Source organism: Geodermatophilus sp. URMC 62 (assembly GCF_052931475.1).
The window spans coordinates 1,724,543-1,743,312 of sequence record NZ_JBRFHY010000001.1 but is presented as its reverse complement, the minus strand read 5'-3'; the positions used below and the strand labels follow the sequence as shown (position 1 = coordinate 1,743,312).

16 protein-coding genes and 3 tRNA genes are annotated in these 18,770 nt (G+C 75.0%); 10 read left to right on the top strand and 9 right to left on the bottom strand.

Annotation, left to right across the window (positions count from 1 at the left end; translation table 11 throughout):
* Positions 1 to 30 precede the first annotated feature (30 nt).
* Positions 31 to 113 (bottom strand) — tRNA-Leu (locus ACU616_RS08320).
* A 207-nt stretch (positions 114 to 320) separates the two neighbouring features.
* Here ACU616_RS08320 and ACU616_RS08315 point away from each other — a divergent pair.
* From ACU616_RS08315 to pknB, 7 genes are all read left to right on the top strand, one after another.
* Complete coding sequence (locus ACU616_RS08315) at positions 321 to 1,145, top strand: FhaA domain-containing protein (protein WP_446758000.1); 825 nt, start codon at positions 321 to 323, stop codon at positions 1,143 to 1,145.
* Between the two features lie 37 nt (positions 1,146 to 1,182).
* Positions 1,183 to 1,641, top strand: a complete 459-nt coding sequence (locus ACU616_RS08310; RefSeq protein ID WP_089405435.1) for an FHA domain-containing protein FhaB/FipA — start codon at positions 1,183 to 1,185, stop codon at positions 1,639 to 1,641.
* Positions 1,642 to 1,684: 43 nt separating this feature from the next.
* Positions 1,685 to 3,118, top strand: a complete 1,434-nt coding sequence (locus tag ACU616_RS08305; RefSeq protein WP_446757999.1) for a PP2C family protein-serine/threonine phosphatase — start codon at positions 1,685 to 1,687, stop codon at positions 3,116 to 3,118.
* Entirely contained in the window at positions 3,115 to 4,530 is a 1,416-nt protein-coding gene (locus ACU616_RS08300; protein ID WP_446757998.1) for an FtsW/RodA/SpoVE family cell cycle protein, read from the top strand. Before ACU616_RS08305 ends, ACU616_RS08300 begins: the two co-directional genes overlap by 4 nt.
* Positions 4,527 to 5,975: a peptidoglycan D,D-transpeptidase FtsI family protein gene (locus ACU616_RS08295; RefSeq protein WP_446757997.1), complete on the top strand. Its 1,449-nt coding sequence runs from the start codon at positions 4,527 to 4,529 to the stop codon at positions 5,973 to 5,975. Before ACU616_RS08300 ends, ACU616_RS08295 begins: the two co-directional genes overlap by 4 nt.
* Positions 5,975 to 7,909 (top strand): protein kinase domain-containing protein, encoded by a 1,935-nt coding sequence (locus ACU616_RS08290; RefSeq protein ID WP_446757996.1) that lies wholly within the window; start codon positions 5,975 to 5,977, stop codon positions 7,907 to 7,909. Before ACU616_RS08295 ends, ACU616_RS08290 begins: the two co-directional genes overlap by 1 nt.
* Positions 7,910 to 8,045: 136 nt before the next feature.
* Positions 8,046 to 10,046, top strand: a complete 2,001-nt coding sequence (pknB, locus tag ACU616_RS08285) for a Stk1 family PASTA domain-containing Ser/Thr kinase (protein WP_446757995.1) — start codon at positions 8,046 to 8,048, stop codon at positions 10,044 to 10,046.
* Positions 10,047 to 10,119: 73 nt separating this feature from the next.
* Here pknB and ACU616_RS08280 read toward each other — a convergent pair whose 3' ends face one another.
* Positions 10,120 to 10,770 (bottom strand): aminodeoxychorismate/anthranilate synthase component II, encoded by a 651-nt coding sequence (locus ACU616_RS08280; protein ID WP_446757994.1) that lies wholly within the window; start codon positions 10,768 to 10,770, stop codon positions 10,120 to 10,122.
* 41 nt (positions 10,771 to 10,811) lie between these two features.
* Positions 10,812 to 11,576 (bottom strand): DUF881 domain-containing protein, encoded by a 765-nt coding sequence (locus tag ACU616_RS08275; RefSeq protein ID WP_446757993.1) that lies wholly within the window; start codon positions 11,574 to 11,576, stop codon positions 10,812 to 10,814.
* Between the two features lie 133 nt (positions 11,577 to 11,709).
* Here ACU616_RS08275 and crgA point away from each other — a divergent pair, with 133 nt between their 5' ends.
* Positions 11,710 to 11,982 carry a cell division protein CrgA gene (gene crgA, locus ACU616_RS08270; protein WP_446757992.1) on the top strand — a complete coding sequence of 91 codons (273 nt, stop codon included), beginning with the start codon at positions 11,710 to 11,712 and terminating at the stop codon, positions 11,980 to 11,982.
* A gap of 506 nt (positions 11,983 to 12,488) precedes the next feature.
* Positions 12,489 to 12,896, top strand: coding sequence for a PH domain-containing protein (locus ACU616_RS08265; RefSeq protein WP_446757991.1), 408 nt, complete (start codon positions 12,489 to 12,491; stop codon positions 12,894 to 12,896).
* 121 nt (positions 12,897 to 13,017) lie between these two features.
* On the opposite strand, the gene ACU616_RS08260 is transcribed toward ACU616_RS08265, so the two are convergent.
* Both ACU616_RS08260 and ACU616_RS08255 read right to left on the bottom strand, forming a co-directional pair.
* Positions 13,018 to 13,785 (bottom strand): rhomboid family intramembrane serine protease, encoded by a 768-nt coding sequence (locus ACU616_RS08260; protein ID WP_446757990.1) that lies wholly within the window; start codon positions 13,783 to 13,785, stop codon positions 13,018 to 13,020.
* Positions 13,786 to 13,922: 137 nt separating this feature from the next.
* Complete coding sequence (locus tag ACU616_RS08255) at positions 13,923 to 14,456, bottom strand: peptidylprolyl isomerase (RefSeq protein ID WP_091368626.1); 534 nt, start codon at positions 14,454 to 14,456, stop codon at positions 13,923 to 13,925.
* A 195-nt stretch (positions 14,457 to 14,651) separates the two neighbouring features.
* On the opposite strand from ACU616_RS08255, the gene ACU616_RS08250 reads away from it, so the two are divergent.
* Positions 14,652 to 17,006: a putative bifunctional diguanylate cyclase/phosphodiesterase gene (locus ACU616_RS08250; protein ID WP_446757989.1), complete on the top strand. Its 2,355-nt coding sequence runs from the start codon at positions 14,652 to 14,654 to the stop codon at positions 17,004 to 17,006.
* A gap of 252 nt (positions 17,007 to 17,258) precedes the next feature.
* On the opposite strand, the gene ACU616_RS08245 is transcribed toward ACU616_RS08250, so the two are convergent.
* The 4 genes from ACU616_RS08245 to ACU616_RS08230 all read right to left on the bottom strand — a co-directional run bounded on the left by ACU616_RS08245 (position 17,259) and on the right by ACU616_RS08230 (position 18,699).
* Positions 17,259 to 17,331 (bottom strand) — tRNA-Ala (locus tag ACU616_RS08245).
* Between the two features lie 37 nt (positions 17,332 to 17,368).
* The gene (locus tag ACU616_RS08240; RefSeq protein ID WP_446757988.1) at positions 17,369 to 17,527 is read right to left on the bottom strand and encodes a DLW-39 family protein; all 159 of its coding nucleotides are present in this window, start codon (positions 17,525 to 17,527) and stop codon (positions 17,369 to 17,371) included.
* A gap of 77 nt (positions 17,528 to 17,604) precedes the next feature.
* Positions 17,605 to 17,678, bottom strand: a tRNA-Ile gene (locus ACU616_RS08235).
* A gap of 55 nt (positions 17,679 to 17,733) precedes the next feature.
* Complete coding sequence (locus tag ACU616_RS08230) at positions 17,734 to 18,699, bottom strand: DUF3566 domain-containing protein (RefSeq protein ID WP_446757987.1); 966 nt, start codon at positions 18,697 to 18,699, stop codon at positions 17,734 to 17,736.
* Positions 18,700 to 18,770 lie beyond the last annotated feature (71 nt).

Here is an 18,770-nt window from a genome sequence, read left to right as displayed (position 1 = left end):
CGGGGATCCCCGGGGGCCGTCGTGGTGGTGTGGGCAAGGGGGGAGTTGAACCCCCACGTCCTCTCGGACACACGGACCTGAACCGTGCGCGTCTGCCATTCCGCCACTTGCCCTGGCGAGGAAGGACAGTAGCAGCCACCGGGCGCAGGCCGGCGCAGGGGTCGGGCGGCGCCGCACGGGCCGTGCGGGCTCCCGGCAGGGGACGGCGGACCGGGCGGACCCGCCCCGGGGCGTCACGCGTTCCTGGCCGGTCGCGGCACCGTCACCCGGCTACGATCATCGGGAGTGTCACCGGTCCGGGCGAGCGTGGAGGAGCGACTGTGGGCGTGCTGCAGCGCTTCGAGCGACGACTCGAGGGCATGGTCGGCTTCGCCTTCGCGCGCATCTTCAAGGGCAAGGTCCATCCTGCCGAGATCGCCAAGTCGCTGCAGCGCGAGGCCGACGAGCAGCGCTCGGTGCTCGGGGAGGGCCGGGTCCTCGCACCCAACGTCTACGACGTGAAGCTGGGCCCCACCGACTACGAGAACCTCGCCGAGTGGTCCGGTCAGCTCGCCGCCGAGCTCGCCGACATGGTCGCCGAGCACATCCAGGGCGAGGGCTGGCAGGTCTTCGACGAGGTCCAGGTGCGCCTCGAGCGCGACGAGGACCTGCCCACCGGGGTGTTCGAGGTCAGCTCGCACGTGGCCGACCCCGCTCGGCCGGCCTCCCGGGCCGACGCCACCGCGGTGCCCCCCGCCCCGCCGCCGGTGACCGGCTCGGGCGCCGTCCCGCCGCTGCCGCCGCTGCGCGGCCGGGTGGCCACCGACACCGGCAAGCAGCACCCGTCGATGGTCGGCCGCGCCGGCACGAAGCCCGGTGTCACGCACGTGCTCGTCGTCGACGGGCCGGGGACGCGGCACGAGCTGACCACCGGCCGCAACGTCATCGGCCGCGGCACCGACGCCGACATCCGGCTCCCCGACACCGGGGTGAGCCGCAAGCACGTCGACGTCGTGCTCGACGGCGGCACCGCCTTCGCCGAGGACCTCGGCTCGACCAACGGCACGCTGGTCAACGGGCGGAAGATCACCCGGCAGGCGCTCGCCGACGGCGACGTCATCCGCATCGGCCACTCGGTCCTGGTGTACCGGCAGGACGGCACGTGAGCGACCTCCCGGGTGTGCACAGCAGCGGGAGCCGGCCGTGACCGCCGAGATCGTCCTGCAGGTCTTCCGCTTCGGCTTCCTGCTGCTGCTGTGGCTGTTCATCTTCGCCGCGTTCCGCGTGGTGCGCGCCGACCTGTTCGGCGGCCGCGCCGGGCGGGTGGCCTCGGTGCCGCCGCGGGCGGCCGCCCCCGGCCGCAAGCGCGGCCGCGGCCCGCGCACGCTGGTGGTGACCGCCGGCCCGCTGACCGGCACCAAGATCACCCTGGGCGAGCAGCCGATCCTCATCGGCCGCGCCGACGACTCCACCCTCGTGCTCACCGACGACTTCGCCAGCTCCCGGCACGCGCGACTGACCAACCGTGGTGGACAGTGGTACGTCGAGGACCTGGGTTCCACCAACGGCACCTACCTCGACCAGCAGCGGGTGCAGGGCCCGCTGCTCGTGGCTCCGGGCCAGCCGATCCGCATCGGCCAGACCGCCCTGGAGCTGCGGTGACGACGACCAGGGGGAGCGGCAGTCCAGACGTGAGCAGGGTCCGATGAGTCTCGCGCTGCGCTACGCCGCCCGTTCCGACCGCGGTCTGGTCCGCGGCAACAACCAGGACTCGGTCTACGCCGGGCCCCGGCTGCTGGCCGTGGCCGACGGCATGGGGGGACACGCGGCCGGCGACGTCGCCAGCAAGGTGGTCATCGCGGCCCTCGAGCACCTCGACGACGACGCGCCCTCCGGCGACATGCTGCAGGCGCTGCGCGCGGCGGTGTTCGACGGCAGCGAGCACCTGCGCGAGGTGATCCGCGAGTCGCCGCAGCTGGAGGGCATGGGCACCACGCTCACCGCCGTCCTGTTCGCCGGCGGCCGGCTGGCCCTCTGCCACGTCGGCGACTCGCGGGCCTACCTGCTGCGCGACGGCGTGCTGCAGCAGATCACCCACGACGACACGTTCGTGCAGACCCTCATCGACGACGGGCGCATCACCCCCGAGGAGGCCAACCACCACCCGCAGCGCTCGCTGCTGCTGCGGGCGCTCAACGGCCAGGACGTCGACCCCGACCTGTCCATGCGCGAGGCCCGGGCCGGCGACCGCTACCTGCTGTGCTCCGACGGCCTCTCCGGCGTCGTGAGCGAGGAGACCCTCGCCGAGGCCCTCAAGGACCCCGACCCGCAGTCGACCGCCGACCGGCTCATCGAGCTGGCGCTGCGCAGCGGCGGGCCGGACAACATCACCGTGATCGTCGCCGACGTCGTCGAGGACAACGGCTCGGGCATCCTCATCGAGCCGGTCGTCGACGGCGCCGCCGGGGACAACCGCGGACAGCGCGAGGTGGACCCCCGATCGGCGGCCGGGCGGGCCGCGCTGGCCGACCCGCCACCGGCTCCACCACCCCCGCCGACAGCACCCACGGCCGCCGCACCCCCCGACCGCCGCCGCCCTCGGCGGCGGCTGTTCCTCGCTGTGGGGACGGTTCTGGTCCTGGTGGCCGGCGGGATCGCCACCTGGCTGTGGGTGCTCACCCACTGGTTCGTCGGGGTCGCGGCCGCCGACGACAGCGACCGGGTGGCCGTCTTCCGCGGGTTCAACACCGATCTGCTGGGCCTGGACCTCTACCGGGTCGACGACGTCACCGACATCACGCTGGACGACCTGAGCTCCTACGACCAGAACAGCGTCCGGCAGGGCATCGACGCCGGCGACGCCGCCGACGCCCAGCGCATCGTCGCCGACCTGCACGACGCCGCGCTCCCGGAGTGCCCCTCCACCGCGGCCGCCGCGGCGTCGGCGTCCCCCTCCCCCGAGCCGCCCGCCGCACCCTCGCTGCCGCTGCCCGACGGCGCCCTGCCCGCGCCCGAGACCGGCGCGGCGCCCGCGCCCGGCACGGCCGCCCCGACTCCCACCGTCCCGACGACCACCGCGGCCTCGTCGACGTCGGCGGCGACGCCCGAGCCCGGAGTCGAGTGCCGGGAGGCGGAGTGATCGGCGGCCCCACGACCGACCCCCGCTCGGCGGCGCCGGGCACGGCCACCCCCACGCGGCGCAACACCGAGCTGGCGCTGCTGGGCTTCGCCGTCCTCATCACGCTCGCGGCGCAGTGCATCGTCGACCTCACCGTCACCGGCTCGCTGCGCGCGGAGCTGGTCACCTTCGGCAGCTGGTTCGCCGCGCTGTGGGCGGTGCTGCACCTCGTCGTCCGCCGGTTCGCGCCCTACGCCGACCCCCTGCTGCTGCCCGCGGTCGCGCTGCTCTGCGGCCTGGGGCTGACCATGATCCACCGCCTCGACCTCGCCGGTGAGCAGGGCGGCACCGCAGGGGGCGAGGACGCGCCGGTGCAGCTGCTGTGGGCGACCGTGGGCTCCGGCCTGTTCATCGCCGTGCTGGTCGTCCTGCGCGACCACCGGCTGCTGTCCCGTTTCGCCTACACCCTCGCGCTGGTCGGGCTGGTCCTGCTCGCGCTGCCCGCCGTGCTGCCCGCCTCGATCTCGGAGGTCTACGGCGCCAAGATCTGGATCCGCGTCGCCGGCTTCAGCATCCAGCCCGGCGAGTTCGCCAAGATCTGCCTGATCGTCTTCTTCGCCTCCTACCTGGTCGACAAGCGCGACGTGCTCGCGCTGGCCAGCCGCCGGGTCGTGGGCCTGGAGATCCCGCGGGCCCGCGACCTGGGCCCGGTGCTGGTCGCCTGGGCGCTGTCGATCCTCGTGCTGGTCTTCGAGCGCGACCTGGGCAGCTCGCTGCTGCTGTTCGGCATCTTCGTGGTGATGCTCTACGTCGCCACGGAGCGCGCCAGCTGGCTGCTCATCGGCCTGGCCCTGTTCGCCGGCGGCGCGTTCCTCGCCTACCAGGTCTTCGGGCACGTGCGGGTGCGCGTGGACACCTGGCTGGACCCCTTCGCCTACCGCGACGAGGGCGGCTACCAGCTGGTCCAGTCGCTGTTCGGCCTGGGCACCGGCGGGCTGTTCGGCGCCGGGCTCGGCGGCGGGCGGCCCGACCAGGTGCCGGTGGCCAAGAGCGACTTCATCGCCGCCGCGCTCGGCGAGGAGCTGGGCCTGTTCGGCCTGGTCGCGATCATCGTGGTCTACCTCATCCTGGTCGAGCGCGGCCTGCGCACCTCGCTGGTCGTGCGCGACGCCTTCGGCAAGCTGCTGGCCGGCGGGCTGTCCTTCGCCATCGCCTGGCAGCTGTTCGTCGTCCTCGGCGGCGTCACCGGCCTGCTGCCGCTGACCGGCCTGACCACCCCCTTCGTCGCCTACGGCGGCTCGTCGCTGGTGGCCAACTTCGGGCTGGTGGCGGTCCTGGTGCGGATCAGCGACGCCGCGCGCCGCCCGGCCGCCCCGCCCGCACCGCCGAAGCCGGCGATCGGCGAGGCGCCCACCGAGGTGGTGACGCCGTGAACGCCCCCCTGCGCCGCGTCGCCATCAGCGTGCTGGTCCTGTTCACGCTGCTGATCGTCAACGTCAACGTCATCCAGGTCGTGCGCTCCGACGAGCTGCGCGAGGACACCGGCAACACCCGGGTGCTCACCGAGGAGTACTCCCGCGAGCGCGGCTCGATGGTCGTCGACGGCACCGAGGTGGCGCTGTCCACGCCCACCCAGGACACGCTGAAGTACCTGCGCCAGTACCCGCAGGGCCCCACGTACGCTGCGGTCACCGGTTACTACTCGCTGCTCTACAACAGCTGGCAGATGGAGAAGGCGGCCAACGACGTGCTCGCCGGCTCCGACGCCCGGCTGTTCACCCGGCGGCTGGCCGACCTGTTCACCGGCCGCGACCCGGCCGGCGGCGACGTCGTCCTGACCCTCGACGCCGGCGTCCAGGAGGCCGCGATGGCCGGGCTCGAGGGCGTCACCGGCGCCGTCGTGGCGCTCGACCCCGCCACCGGCGCGGTGCTCGGCATGGCCAGCACGCCCACCTACGACCCGGCGCAGCTGTCCAGCCACGACCCCGACGCCATCCGCGCCTACGCCGCCGAGCTCGACGCGATGGACGCCGACCCGCGGCTGAACCGGGCGATCCAGGACAACTACCCGCCCGGCTCGGTGTTCAAGGTCATCGTGTCGGCGGCGGCGCTGGCGAGCGGGGAGTACACCCCCGACACGGTCATCCCGGCCCCCGACACCCTGACCCTGCCGGGCACCACCACCCAGCTGCGCAACTTCGGCAACTCCTCGTGCAGCAGCAGCCAGGAGCAGTCGCTGATCGACGCGCTGACCATCTCCTGCAACACCGCCTTCGCCCAGCTGGGCATCGACCTCGGCGAGGACCGGGTGCGGGAGATGGCCGAGGCCTTCGGCATGACCGGCGAGGGCCTGCAGATCCCGCTGGAGACCGCCGGCAGCAGCGTCGGTGACATCGAGAGCGAGGCGGCGCTCGGCCAGAGCTCGATCGGCCAGCGCGACGTCCGGATGACCCCGCTGCAGGCGGCGATGGTCGCCGCCGCCGTGGCGAACGACGGGACCCTGATGACGCCCTACCTGGTCGACCAGGTGCGCGCCCCCGACCTCACGGTCATCGACCGGGCCGACCCGGAGGAGCTCTCCGAGCCGGTGAGCGCCGAGGTGGCCGGCCAGCTGACGGAGATGATGGAGAGCGTCGTGGCCAACGGCAGCGGACGCGCCGCGCGCATCCCGGGCGTCGCGGTGGCCGGCAAGACCGGCACCGCGCAGGTCGCCCCGGACGTGCCCGACCACAACTGGTTCATCGGCTTCGCCCCGGCCGACGACCCGCAGATCGCCGTCGCGGTGTTCGTGGCCAACGGCGGGGGTACCGGAGGCGACACCTCCGCACCGATCGCCCGCGAGGTGATCGAGGCCTACCTCGAGGGTCAGGGGGGCTGATGGCCCTGTCCACCGGCACCGTCCTGGCCGGCCGCTACGAGATCACCGAGCCGATCGCGACCGGCGGCATGGGCGAGGTCTGGCGCGCCCGCGACCGCGTGCTCGACCGGATCGTGGCCGCGAAGGTCCTGCGCAGCGAGTACACCGGCGACCCGAGCTTCGTGGCCCGGTTCCGCAACGAGGCCCGGCACACCGCGGCCCTGTCGCACCCGAACATCGCCTCGGTCTACGACTACGGCGAGACGACCGCCGACGGCCCCGGCCAGCTGGCCTTCCTCGTCATGGAGCTGGTCGAGGGCAAGCCGCTCGTGCAGATCCTCCACGAGGAGGGCTCGCTGCCGGTCGACTGGACGCTGCACGTGCTCGGCCAGGCCGCCGACGGGCTGTCGGCTGCGCACGCCGCGGGCGTCGTCCACCGCGACATCAAGCCGGGCAACCTCATCGTGCGGCCCGACGGCGTGGTCAAGCTGACCGACTTCGGCATCGCCCGCACCCGCGACGCCACGCCGCTCACCCGCACCGGGATGGTCGTGGGCACCGCCCAGTACCTCTCGCCCGAGCAGGCCCAGGGCATGGAGGTGACCGCCGCCTCCGACGTCTACTCCCTCGGCGTCGTCGGCTACGAGTGCCTCACCGGCGGGCGGCCCTTCGACGGCACCTCCCAGGTCGCCATCGCGCTGGCGCACATCAACCGGCCGCCACCCCCGCTGCCCGCCGACATCCCGCCCGCGGTGCGCCAGCTCATCGGGCGCGCGCTGGCCAAGGACCCCCACGACCGGTTCACCGACGGCGCGGACTTCGCCGCCGCGGTCCGGGCGGTCGCCCAGGGCGGGGGAGCGGCCCCCGCGGCGACGGCGGCCACCGGGATCGCGGCCGCCGCCACCGAGGTGATCCCGGAGGTCGGCGGCGACGGCACGCGCGTCTTCGGCGGTCCGGTCACCGGCGCGGCCGCGGGGGCCGCCGCCGGTGCCGCCGCGGCGGCCGCGGGTCCGCGCACCGGGGGGCGGCACGCGGCCGGTCCGCGGACCATGCCGCCGCTGCAGGGCCCGCCGGTCGACGACGAGGACGACCGCGGCTGGGACGACGCGCCGGCCGCACCGCCGCGGCCCCGGCGCAGCGACCGGCGCGACGACCGGCGCCGCGGCAACCGCCGGTGGCTGTGGCTCGTCGCCGCCCTGCTGGTGGCCGGCCTGGTGCTCGGCGCCTTCTTCCTCCTCCCGGGCGGCAGCGGCGACGACGCCGGCACCGCCACCGACGCGACCACCACCAGCGCGCCGTCCTCCGGGGCGACGAGCGCGGCGGCGCAGCAGGTGGCCATCGGCGCGGCGTCGGACTACATCGGCGAGGACGCCGACGACGTCGAGGCCGACCTGACCGGGCAGGGCCTCACGGTGGAGCGCACGGAGGCCACCGACGCGCAGCTGCAGGCCCTGGGCGTGGAGCTCGACCCCAACGACGTCGCCGGGATCGACCCGTCGGGCACCTCCGTGGCACCGGGCTCCGTGGTCACCCTGACCGTCGCGGTCGACGGGTACACGCCCGAGGAGACCCAGGACGGCGGCTCGAGCGAGCAGACCGAGGACGGCGACCAGGGCGACAGCGGCACCGACAACGGCAACGGCAACGGCGGTCAGGGGAACGGGAACGGCAACGGCAACGGCGGTCAGGGCAACGGGAACGGCAACGACGACCAGACCCAGGCGCCGCAGACGACCGCCCCGACCACCACGGCGCCGCCCACCACGAGCGCGGCGCCGACGAGCAGCTCCGCGAGCACCCAGCCCGGCCAGTCCGCGCCGGCCCCCTCGGCGGTGACGCCTCCCGTGCCGACGGCGAACAACGGCACCGGCAACACCGGCCGCGGCGACGGCGCGGGGGCGGACGCCTCCTCGCCCGCCGCCCGGGGGACCGCAGCGGAGGGCCCGACGGAGTGACACCGCTCCACCGCGCCGTCCCGGGATCGGGCAGCCCGGCCGTTACGCTGCCCGCCGGGAAGGGGTCCGTCCCCGGCGCTCTCCCGTGCCCGGGCCCGCCCGCCGCGCGCCAGCGCACCGCTCGAGAGGACTCCCGATGACCACCCCCCAGGTGCTCGGCGAGCGCTACGAGATCGGCGGGGTGCTCGGCCGTGGCGGCATGGCGGAGGTCCACCGCGGACGCGACCTGCGCCTGGGCCGGGAGGTCGCGGTCAAGGTCCTGCGCAGCGACCTCGCCCGCGACCCCTCGTTCCAGGTGCGGTTCCGGCGCGAGGCGCAGGCCGCCGCGTCGCTGAACCACCCCGCGATCGTGTCCGTCTACGACACCGGCGAGGACCGGACGACGACGGGGGCGACGCCCTACATCGTCATGGAGTACGTCGAGGGCGAGACGCTGCGCGACGTCCTCCGCCGCGAGGGCGTGCTCCGGCCCGAGCGGGCGATGAGCCTGGCCGCCGACATCTGCGCCGCGCTGGACTTCAGCCACCGCAACGGCATCGTGCACCGCGACGTCAAGCCCGGGAACGTGATGATCACGCCCCAGGGCACCGTCAAGGTCATGGACTTCGGCATCGCCCGCGCGGTGTCGGACTCCGCCGCGACGATGACCTCCACGGCCGCGGTGATCGGCACCGCGCAGTACCTCTCCCCCGAGCAGGCCCGCGGCGAGGCCGTCGACGCCCGCTCCGACGTCTACTCCGTCGGGTGCCTGCTCTACGAGCTGGTCACCGGGGCGCCGCCGTTCACCGGTGACTCCCCCGTCTCGGTGGCCTACCAGCACGTCCGGGAGGACCCGCGGCTGCCGTCGTCGGTGAACCCGGCGATCCCGGCCGACCTCGACGCGATCCTGCTCAAGGCGCTGTCCAAGAACCCGGCCAACCGCTACCAGTCGGCCGCCGACATGCGCAACGACCTGCTCCGCTCGCTGGCCGGGCAGCGGGTCGAGGCCACGCCGGTCATGGGCGACGAGGAGAAGACCACCATCCTCGGCGTCACGCCCGGCTTCCCCGGCGGCGAGGACGGCTGGGACGACGACGCGGCGGCCCGCCGGCGCAGGCGCAACCGGCTGATCGCGCTCACGGTCGGCGCGCTGGTGCTGATCGGCGCGGTGGTCGGGGTGGCGCTGCTGGTGAACAGCTCCGACGGGGAGCCCGCGGCCACGACCACGCAGGTGTCCGTGCCGGACGTGGTGGACCAGCAGGAGCAGGCGGCCCGCAGCCAGCTCGAGGAGGCCGGCCTGACCGTCGGGCAGGTCACCACCGAGGCCAGCAGCGCCGAGCAGGAGGGCCTGGTGCTCAGCACCGACCCCGCCGGCGGCGCGCGGGTCGACCGCGACAGCGAGGTCGCCCTGGTGGTGGGCGCCGGACCCGACACCCTGACGGTGCCACCGATCGTCAACCTCGATGCCGACGACGCCCAGACCGCGCTGCGCAACGCCGGTTTCACGGGGAACGTCAACACCGACCAGGTCGACTCCCTCGAGGACGAGAACACCGTCGTCGCCGCCGACCCGGGTCAGGGCTCGCAGGCCGCCCCGGACACCGACTTCACGCTGCAGGTCTCCGACGGCGACGCCGCGCTGCCCGACGTCACCGGCCAGGACGAGGCCACCGCCCGCGACACGCTCAGCACGGCCGGCTTCACCCGGGTGGGCACCGAGGAGGTCGACTCCGACCAGCCCGCCGGCACCGTCGTCTCCAGCGACCCGGCCGCCGACACGCAGGCCTCGGCCGACGAGCAGATCACGCTGCAGGTGTCCGGCGGCCTCGCCGAGGTCACCATCCCGCGGGCCGTCGTCGGCGCGACCGAGCAGGCCGCCCGGCAGGCACTGGCCCAGGCCGGCTTCACCGGGAGGATCACCGTGCAGGACGTGGCGGCCGAGGAGGGCCAGACCGTGGGCACGGTGGCCGGGAGCGATCCGCAGCCGGGTCAGACGGTGGCGCCCGACGGGCAGGTCACGCTGATCGTCTACCGCGAGGCGCCCGACGACGGGACCGGCAACGGCAACGGCAGCGGCAGCAACACCGGGGGTGGCAGCGGCACCGGCAACAACACCACCGGGGGCGGCGTCGACGGCGACCCGAACACCCCGGCCTGATCCGGCGCAGCGCACGACGAGGGCCCCCTCCCGGACGGGAGGGGGCCCTCGTGGCGTCGCGGGGTCAGGGAGCTCAGCCGGCGGCGGCGGAGAGCCGGCGGGCGCCGGCCGCGGCGGCCTCGACGACGTCCGGGTCCGGTGCCAGGCCGCAGGCCTCGAGCCAGGTGGCCAGCATCCGGTGCCCGCCCTGGGTGAGCACCGACTCGGGGTGGAACTGCACGCCCTCGACGGGCAGCTCCCGGTGCCGCAGCGCCATCACGATCCCCGACGGGGTCGTCCCGGTGACCTCCAGCTCGGCGGGCACGGTCGTCCGGTCGACGGCCAGCGAGTGGTAGCGGGTGGCCGTGAACGGCGAGGGCAATCCCGCCAGCACGCCGACACCGTCGTGCACCACCTCGCTGGTCTTGCCGTGCAGCAGCTCCGGCGCGCGCACCACCTCGGCACCGAAGGCCTCCGCGACGGCCTGGTGGCCGAGGCACACGCCGAGCACCGGCGTGCCGGCCTCCGCGGCCGCCCGCACCATCGGCACGGTCACGCCGGCGCCGGCGGGGGTCCCGGGGCCGGGGGACAGCAGCACCCCGGCGACGTCGAGGTCGGCCAGCTCGTCGACGCCGACGGCGTCGTTGCGCCGCACGACGCACTCCACGCCCAGCTGGCCCAGGTACTGCACCAGGTTGTAGACGAAGCTGTCGAAGTTGTCGACGACGAGGACGCGACGGCTCACCGTCCCTGTGTACACCGGCGGGCCGTGCACCCGCCCCCGGTTCAGCCGTCGGCCGCCGTGGCGTACCGCATCGCCAGCGGGCCGTCGTAGGCCGGCAGCGTGAGGTCGGCCTGCTCGCGGAAGGCGAAGCCCAGCCCGTAGTCGTCGACGGCCTGCAGGAACAGCTGCACCTGCGGGGAGGCGTAGAGCTGCGTGCGGATGGTGGCGGGGTCCCCGATCGCGGTCACCACGAACGGCGGCGACCAGGTGCGGCCGTGCAGCAGCAGCACGTTGCCCACGCAGCGGACGGCGCTGCTGGCCACCAGCCGCTGGCCCATGATCGCCACGCCGTCGGCGCCGGCGGCCCACACGGCGTTCACCACCGCCTGCACGTCGGACTGGTGGATGACGACGTCGTCGGGCCGGGCCCCGGTGGGCAGGCTCCCGTCGGGACGGCGCGGCGCGTCGTCCAGCGTGATCTCGACGCCGCGCCCGCGCAGGGCCACCAGCCCGGCCGACAGCGCGCCGCCGTCCGCGGAGGCCTGGGCGGCGGCGACCGCGCCGTCGCGGGAGGCCGCCTGGTCGGTGAGCGCCTCCGCCCGCCGCTGCAGGTCGAGCAGCTGCGCCTCCTGGTCGGCGATGACCTCGTTGCGCTGGGCGATCAGCGTGGACAGCTCGGTGACGTCGCCGGCGCGCAGGTCCGACCCCTGGGAGGTCTGGCTGGAGGTGGCGAACAGCAGCCCCGCCGCCAGCGCCACCACGGGCACGAGGGCGCCCCACGCGGAGCGCCCGCGCGGCGGGGTCCCGGGTGTCGGGGGCGGGGTCACGGGGGCCTCCAGGGACACGTGGGGGGAGGGAGGGCCCGCGTGCGGACCGCCCTGGTCCACCCGCAGCTTAGGCTGGGACGAGTGCGTGCCGGTCGCGACGGACCGGTGCCCCGGGGAGCAGGAGTCGGTACGAGTGCCCAAGTCGAAGGTGCGGAAGAAGTCGGTCTACACGCCGCCGGAGGGCGTGCTGCGGTCCCAGGCATCGCAGGCGCGTGCTGCCCGGCCCAGCCCGCGCTGGTACGCGCCGCTCATGGTCACGCTCATGGTGCTCGGGCTGCTGTGGATCGTCGTCTACTACGTGGCCGGGGACCAGATCCCGTTCATGGTGTCGCTGTCGGCCTGGAACTTCGCCATCGGCTTCGGCGCCATGGTGCTCGGCCTGGTCATGTCGATGCGCTGGCGCTGACGGCCGGCCCCGCGGAGGGGCCGGCGACTGCGCGACGAGGCCCTCGTCCCCCCGGGGACGGGGGCCTCTCGCGTGTCCGGGGGGTCTACACCAGCCGACCGGACGCCGGTCCCCCGGGGGCAGCGGCCGCTGTACACAGGCGGTCGGCCCGTCCACAGGTCGACATGGCGCTCCACCCCCAGGGTTGTCCACCACATGTGGAGAACGCCTGTTCGACCACACGTCGCTGAGCTGGGCGGATGTGGCGGGTGGGCCGCGTGTGACGAGAAGAGCGGCCGAGTAACTACAGCTCTGTGCTTTGTCCCCAGGTGTGTACCCAGCTGGGGACAAGCCGACAAGCAGCTGCGGACGGACGGTCACCCAGCGCAATCGTCCCCTCGGTATCGAGGAGTCGACACGCGCGGTGAGCAGGGGGAATGCCGCCCGGCGGGCGGCCGTCCCCAGGGACGCGGGCCTGTGGACGGACGCGGCCACGCCCGGCCGCGGTCGCCTGGGAGGCTGGGGACGTGCAGTGGTCGGCGCGGACGGCGGAGACGGTCACCCTGGCAGTCGCCGGCGCGCTGCTCGGACTGGCCGCCGTGGGGCTCGACGTCGTCGGCAGGGTGCTGGTCGGCGCGGCGGGCCTGCTGCTGCTCGGCCTCGCCGTCCGCGACGTGGCCCTGCGGCCGCGGCTGTCGGCAGGTGACGGCGGCGTGGAGGTCCGGACGCTGACCGGCCGGACGCGGCTGCCCTGGCCCGGCCTGCGGGTGCGGCTGCGGACGACCAGCCGGCTGGGGGTGCGCTCGCGGCTGCTGGAGCTCGACACCGCCGGCGGTCCGGACGACGACGGGACGCTGGTGCTGCTGGGCCGCCGTGACCTGGGCACCGACCCGGCCGCTGTCGCCCAGGCCCTGCAGGCGCTCCGCCCATCGTGACGTGCTGGAACGGCCGCCCGGCAGGGGCCCGCCGCGAGCTCGCGAGCGGTGGGGGGCGGGCGGCCCTCCTGCAGGGGCCCGCCACGAGCGCCAGCGAGTGACGGGGGGCAGGAGGGTCCTTCTAGAGGCCGAGGACCACCACGGGGACCGGGACCGCCAGTGCGAGGGTCACCAGCACGGCGGCGAGCAGGACCAGCCCGGCCGCCTGCAGCCCCGTGCGGCGCCGGCCGAGGACCAGCAGCCCGGTGGCGAGGACACCGGCGACGAACCCGCCGATGTGCCCGAGCAGGGAGACCCCCGGCAGGAAGCTGATGACGACGTTGATGGCCAGCAGGGTGAGCAGCCCGCGCAGGTCCTGCCGGGCGACGAGCATCAGGACGCCCAAGGCGCCGAGGAGGCCGTAGAGGGCCGCCGAGGCCCCCGCGACGGGGCGGCCGGGCTCACCGAAGAGCTGGATGGCCACCGAGCCGCCGAGGGCGGAGACCAGGTAGACCGCCAGGTAGCGCCACCAGCCCAGCCGGGCCTCCAGCTCGGGGCCGAAGACGAGCAGGCTGAGCATGTTGAGCAGCAGGTGGGTGATCCCGATGTGCAGGAACGCCCCCGTGATCAGCCGCCAGTCCTGCCCGAAGACGTCGACGAGGACGGGGACCTGGGAGAACTCCTGGAAGACCGGGGAGCGCCAGTTCTCCAGCGCGCTCTCACCGGCGGAGACCGCGGAGACGGCGGTGATGAGGAAGACGACGACGTTGACCGCGACGAGCGTGGTGGTCACCGGGCCGAAGCGGCGGCGGGCGGCGGTCCAGCGCGGGACCGGCCGGACGCGGCGCACGCCGGCGTTGCCCGCCCGGACGTCGTCGGGGCACTGGAAGCCGACCGAGGCCGGCGTCATGCACTCGGGGCAGATCGGCCGGCCGCAGCGGGTGCAGCGGACCCCGGTCGGCCGGTCGGGGTGCCGGTAGCAGGTGGTCGGCGGGGGCGCCGGCGGCGGTGGGACGTCGCCGGCGCCCCCGTCGGACGGGGAGGTGGTCAGCTGCGCTGCACCTCGACCGACTGCAGGACGACGTCCTCCACCGGCCGGTCGCCGCGGGCGGTGGCGACCTTGCTCAGCCGGTCGACGACCTCGCGGCCGGCCTGGTCGGCCACCTCGCCGAAGATCGTGTGCTTGCCGGTCAGCCACGGGGTGGCGGCGACGGTGATGAAGAACTGCGAGCCGTTGGTGCCGGGGCCGGCGTTGGCCATGGCCAGCAGGTAGGGGCGGGTGAAGGCCAGCTCCGGGTGGATCTCGTCGCCGAACTGGTAGCCGGGGCCGCCGATGCCCTGCCCCAGCGGATCGCCGCCCTGGATCATGAAGCCGTCGATGATCCGGTGGAAGACGGTGCCGTCGTAGAGCCGGTCGGTGGTCTTCGCGCGCGTGCGCGGGTGGGTCCACTCGCGGCGCCCCTCGGCCAGGTCCGCGAAGTTCGCGACCGTCTTGGGCGCGTGGTCCGGGAACAGGTCGACGGTGATGTCGCCGTGGTTGGTGTGGAGCACGGCACGGCGTGCAGGAGTCGCTTCGGTCACGACGTCCACTCTCCCATCCCGTGCCCGGACGGTCCCGCGGGACGAGCAGCGGCTGCTCCGGCCGGTGTGGCCCTGGTGTCCACCGGCCGGCAGCTCACGGCCGGCGTCGCGCTGCTCCTGCCGCCGGCCCGGGGACGGCGGCGCCCGGCCTGCTGAGCGGCCGGGCGCGGGGACCGTGCGGCTCCCCCTGAGGGGGTGTTCCGGGACGGTCCCGTCAAGGAGACGCGCCTCGCCGTCGATGGCCTGTCCGTGCTCCGCTCCTCCACGCCCGCTCCCCGGCCGGCTGCCGACCGCTCGCGGGTCCTCCGTCGCGCCCTGGCGGTGGTCGCGGCCGGCTGCGGCGTCCCGTACACGGTCTCCCTACTGCCCGGCGTCCGGTCGGAGGCCGGCTTCTCCCTCGTCCTGGACGGGTGGTGCCAGACCGTCTTCGTCGCCGCCGTCATCGGCCTGGCGTTCTGCCGGGCCGCCGCCTCGCACCAGGACCGCCGTGCGTGGACCGCCTTCGGGCTGGGTCTGGCCTGTTTCCTGGCGGGCACCCTGGTCTACTACGCGCGCTACCAGGACCTCGCCGTGGTCCCCTACCCGGCGTGGTCGGACCTCGGCTGGGTCCTGTTCTACCCGTTCGTGTACGCCGCTCTGACCGGCATGCTGCGGACCCGGGTCACGCGGCTGGGCGCCGGCGTGTGGCTCGACGGTCTCGTCGTCGGCCTGACCGTCGCCGCGGCCGGCGCGGCCTTCGCCCTGGGCGCGGCGGTGCGCGCGGCCGAGGGCAAGCTGGACGTCGTCCTGGTCGGCCTCGCCTACCCCGTGGCCGACCTCGCGCTGCTGACGCTGGTGGGCGGCGGCATCGCCGTCATCGGCCGCGGCGCGGGCGCCGCGTGGTGGTGGATCTCCGGCGGCATGGGCCTGTTCGTCGTCGTCGACACCGTCTACGCCTTCCAGCTGGCCCACGGCACCTACGTCGACGGCGGCCCGGTCGACCTCGGCTGGGCGCTGGCGTTCGCCTGCTTCGGCGCGGCCGCCACCCGCCGTCCCGCCGGCGAGCGGGCCCGGCGCCGCGAGGGCACCGAGGCGCTGGTGCTGCCCGGCGTCTGTGCCGTCGGCGCCCTGGCGCTGCTGCTGTACGGCTACCTGGGCACCGGCGAGCCACTGGCCGGGTGGCTGGCCATCGGGGCGGTCCTGGCCGCCCTGGCGCGCACCGGCCTGTCCTTCCGCGTGGTCAAGGCCCTGGCCGACAGCCGCCGCCAGGCCCGCACCGACGAGCTCACCGGGCTGGTCAACCGGCGCGGCGTGTACGAGCTGCTGGCGCCCCTCGACGCCGAGCTGACCGCCGGGGGCGAGGTGGCCGTGCTGCTGATCGACCTCGACCGGTTCAAGGAGATCAACGACTCGCTGGGCCACGCGGCCGGCGACGAGCTGCTGCGCCAGGTGGGTCCCCGGCTGGTCCCGGACCTGCGCGCGACCGACGTCCTCGCCCGCCTGGGCGGCGACGAGTTCGTCGTCCTCGCCCGCGACCTGGACGCCGACGGCGCCACCGCGCTGGCCGAGCGGATCCGCACGCGGCTGCAGCAGCCGTTCCGGTCCGGCTCGATGGACCTCACCGTGGACGCCAGCATCGGCATCGCCGTCGGCCCGGCGCAGGCCCACTGGGCCGAGGAGCTGCTGCAGATGGCCGACCTGGCGATGTACGCGGCCAAGCGCCGCCGCACCGGCGTGGCCCTGTACGACGAGGCCCGCGACGGGCAGGGCCGCCACCGCCTGGAGCTGGCCGACCAGCTGCGCCGGGGGATCGCCGGCGGTGAGCTGGTGCTGCACTACCAGCCCAAGCTCGCCTTCGACGGCGACCACGTGGTCGGGGCCGAGGCGCTGGTGCGCTGGCGCCACCCCGAGCACGGCCTGCTGTTCCCCGACGCCTTCATCGAGCTGGCCGAGTCCTCCGGGCTCATGGGCGAGCTGACCGTCGCCGTGCTCGACCTCGCCCTCGCCCAGGCGCGGGCCTGGTCCGACCTGGGCCACCGGCTCAGCGTCGCGGTGAACGTGAGCCCGTCGAACCTGGTCGACGACCGCTTCCCCGAGGAGGTGGCCCAGCGGCTGCAGGCGCACAGCCTGCCGGCGTCCGCACTGGTCCTCGAGGTGACCGAGAGCCTGCTCATGGAGGACCGGGAGCGCGCCGTCAGCGTGCTGCGGCGGCTGCGGGACGCGGGGGTGGGCATCGCGATCGACGACTACGGCACCGGCTACTCCAGCCTGGCCTACCTCGCCGAGCTGCCGGTCACCGAGCTCAAGCTCGACCGCGCGTTCGTGGGCACGATGATCGACAGCCCTCGCAACTCCGCCATCGTCACCTCGACGCTGCAGCTGTCGCACGCCCTCGGGCTGGTGCTGGTCGCGGAGGGCGCCGAGGACCAGGCCACCGTGGACGCGCTCGCCGACCTCGGCTGCGACCAGGTGCAGGGGTACCACCTGAGCCGGCCGCTGCCGCCCGAGCAGCTGCTGGGCTGGCTCAGCGACCGGGCCGCCGCCGTCCGCCCGGCGACCGTGCCGGCCTGAGGCGGGCTCGATCCCCGGGCCGAGGCTCGAGCGATGCCGGTGGAACGAGGCGGCCAGGCGCGCGTCGAGGCGCCCGTCGAGGGACCGGCCACTCCGAGCGGGATCGTGACACCGGAGCACCCGATGACGACGAGCCCGAGGGCTGCGCGTGCGGACCGACTGCGGACTCGGGCGGACCGGACGCCCGCCGGAGAGGCTGCCACGTACGGCCTCGAAGGACGGAAGACGCAGCTCAGCGGGCTGCCGAGAGGGTGGAGACGAGGGGAATCGAACCCCTAACCCCCGCCTTGCAAAGGCGGTGCTCTGCCAATTGAGCTACGTCCCCGGGAGCTGTGCCCCGGACGGCCCCGAGGGGCCGGGGGTCAGCGCGTGGTGGGCCGGCTGACGGCCTGCGGGCCGCTGGTGGCCTCGTGCCAGAGATCCGCCTCGGCCTTGGCGCCCGCGCCCGCTGCACCGGAGCGACGGCGGACGGCGGCGACACCGGCGGCCGCGACGGCGGCTAGAGCCAGCTTCTTCAACACGCGGTACCTCCTGCGGTCGACGGCGCCCCCGCGCCGTGACGACGGGGCCGTCCGGCGCCGGGGCACCGGTACACGGGTGGGCCTGGGAGGACTTGAACCTCCGGCCTCATCCTTATCAGGGATGCGCTCTAACCGCCTGAGCTACAGGCCCGTGGACCTCGACCAGCCTACCTGGCGCCCACGCCGCCGCGACGAGGGGGCCTTCCTCAGTCGCGCTCGGCGAGGGTGACCTCGAGGCCGCCGACCAGGTCGGCGCAGAGGTTGTAGATGAACGCCGCGACGGTGCACAGCGCGGTCATGAGCACGATGTTGATCGCGCCGACCACCGAGGCGCCGCCGAAGACGATGCCGGGGGTGATGACCTCGCCGCCGCCCTCGCCGCCCGACGCGGTGCCGAGCTGGCCGAACAGGTCGTTGAGCGTGTCGAAGACGCCGACGGCGGACAGGACGCCGTAGAGGATCCCGACCGCGACCATCCAGATGAAGAACAGCGCGATCGACAGGACCAGCGAGATCTTCAGCGCCGACCAGGTGTCGATGTGTCGCAGTTGCAGGCGGGCCCGTCGCGGACCGCGCGCGCCGCGCTTGGCGGCCTTGCCGGTCACCTGCTGGCTGCCGGTCACCTGCTGGCCGCCGGTCACCTGCTGGCCGCCGGTCAGCTGCTGGCCGCCGTGGGCCGCGGCCAGCGGCGGCGGGGCGGAGCCCGGGGTGATGGTCTGCGTGGTACCCGACGGGTCCGTGCGCGACGAACCCTCCGTGCGCGACGAACCCGTGGCCGACGAGCCCGGCGTGGCCGACGAGCTGGCGGCCGGGCCGGCCGGCGGGACGCCGGGAGCGCCGGCCGGCGACCGGGTCGCCTGCTGGGCGGGCGCCTGCCCGGTGGCCGGCTTGCTCAGCGACGGCGCGCCGCCGGGAGCCGGCTGGGCGGCCGGGGAGGCGCCCGCGGGCGATCCACCGACGGCGGAGGAATCGGCGGCGGGAGCCCCCGCGGCAGGCGTCCCCGGGGCGCCGGACCCCGAGGTCCCGGCAGCGGACGCGCCGGCAGCGGAGGCGCCGGTGGGCGGGGAGCCCACCGGGGCGGTCGGCGACGGGTCTGCCCCGGGCGCCCTGTCCGCTCCGGGCGCGCCGTCCGGGCGGACCCCGGTGCGCACCGCCTGCGGCCGGTCGCTCATGCCAGTCTCCCGTTCGCCTGCGGCCCTCGCCGCGCTCTCGCGTCCGGGTGCCCCGGCTCGGTGCCGGAGGC

Bases quoted from the DNA above. Each gene is read 5' to 3' on its own strand.
- ACU616_RS08305 (WP_446757999.1), top strand. From the start codon at position 1,685: ATGAGTCTCGCGCTGCGCTACGCCGCCCGTTCCGACCGCGGTCTGGTC.
- ACU616_RS08290 (WP_446757996.1), top strand. From the start codon at position 5,975: ATGGCCCTGTCCACCGGCACCGTCCTGGCCGGCCGCTACGAGATCACC.
- pknB (WP_446757995.1), top strand. From the start codon at position 8,046: ATGACCACCCCCCAGGTGCTCGGCGAGCGCTACGAGATCGGCGGGGTG.
- ACU616_RS08260 (WP_446757990.1), bottom strand. From the start codon at position 13,785: ATGACGCCGGCCTCGGTCGGCTTCCAGTGCCCCGACGACGTCCGGGCG.
- ACU616_RS08230 (WP_446757987.1), bottom strand. From the start codon at position 18,699: ATGAGCGACCGGCCGCAGGCGGTGCGCACCGGGGTCCGCCCGGACGGC.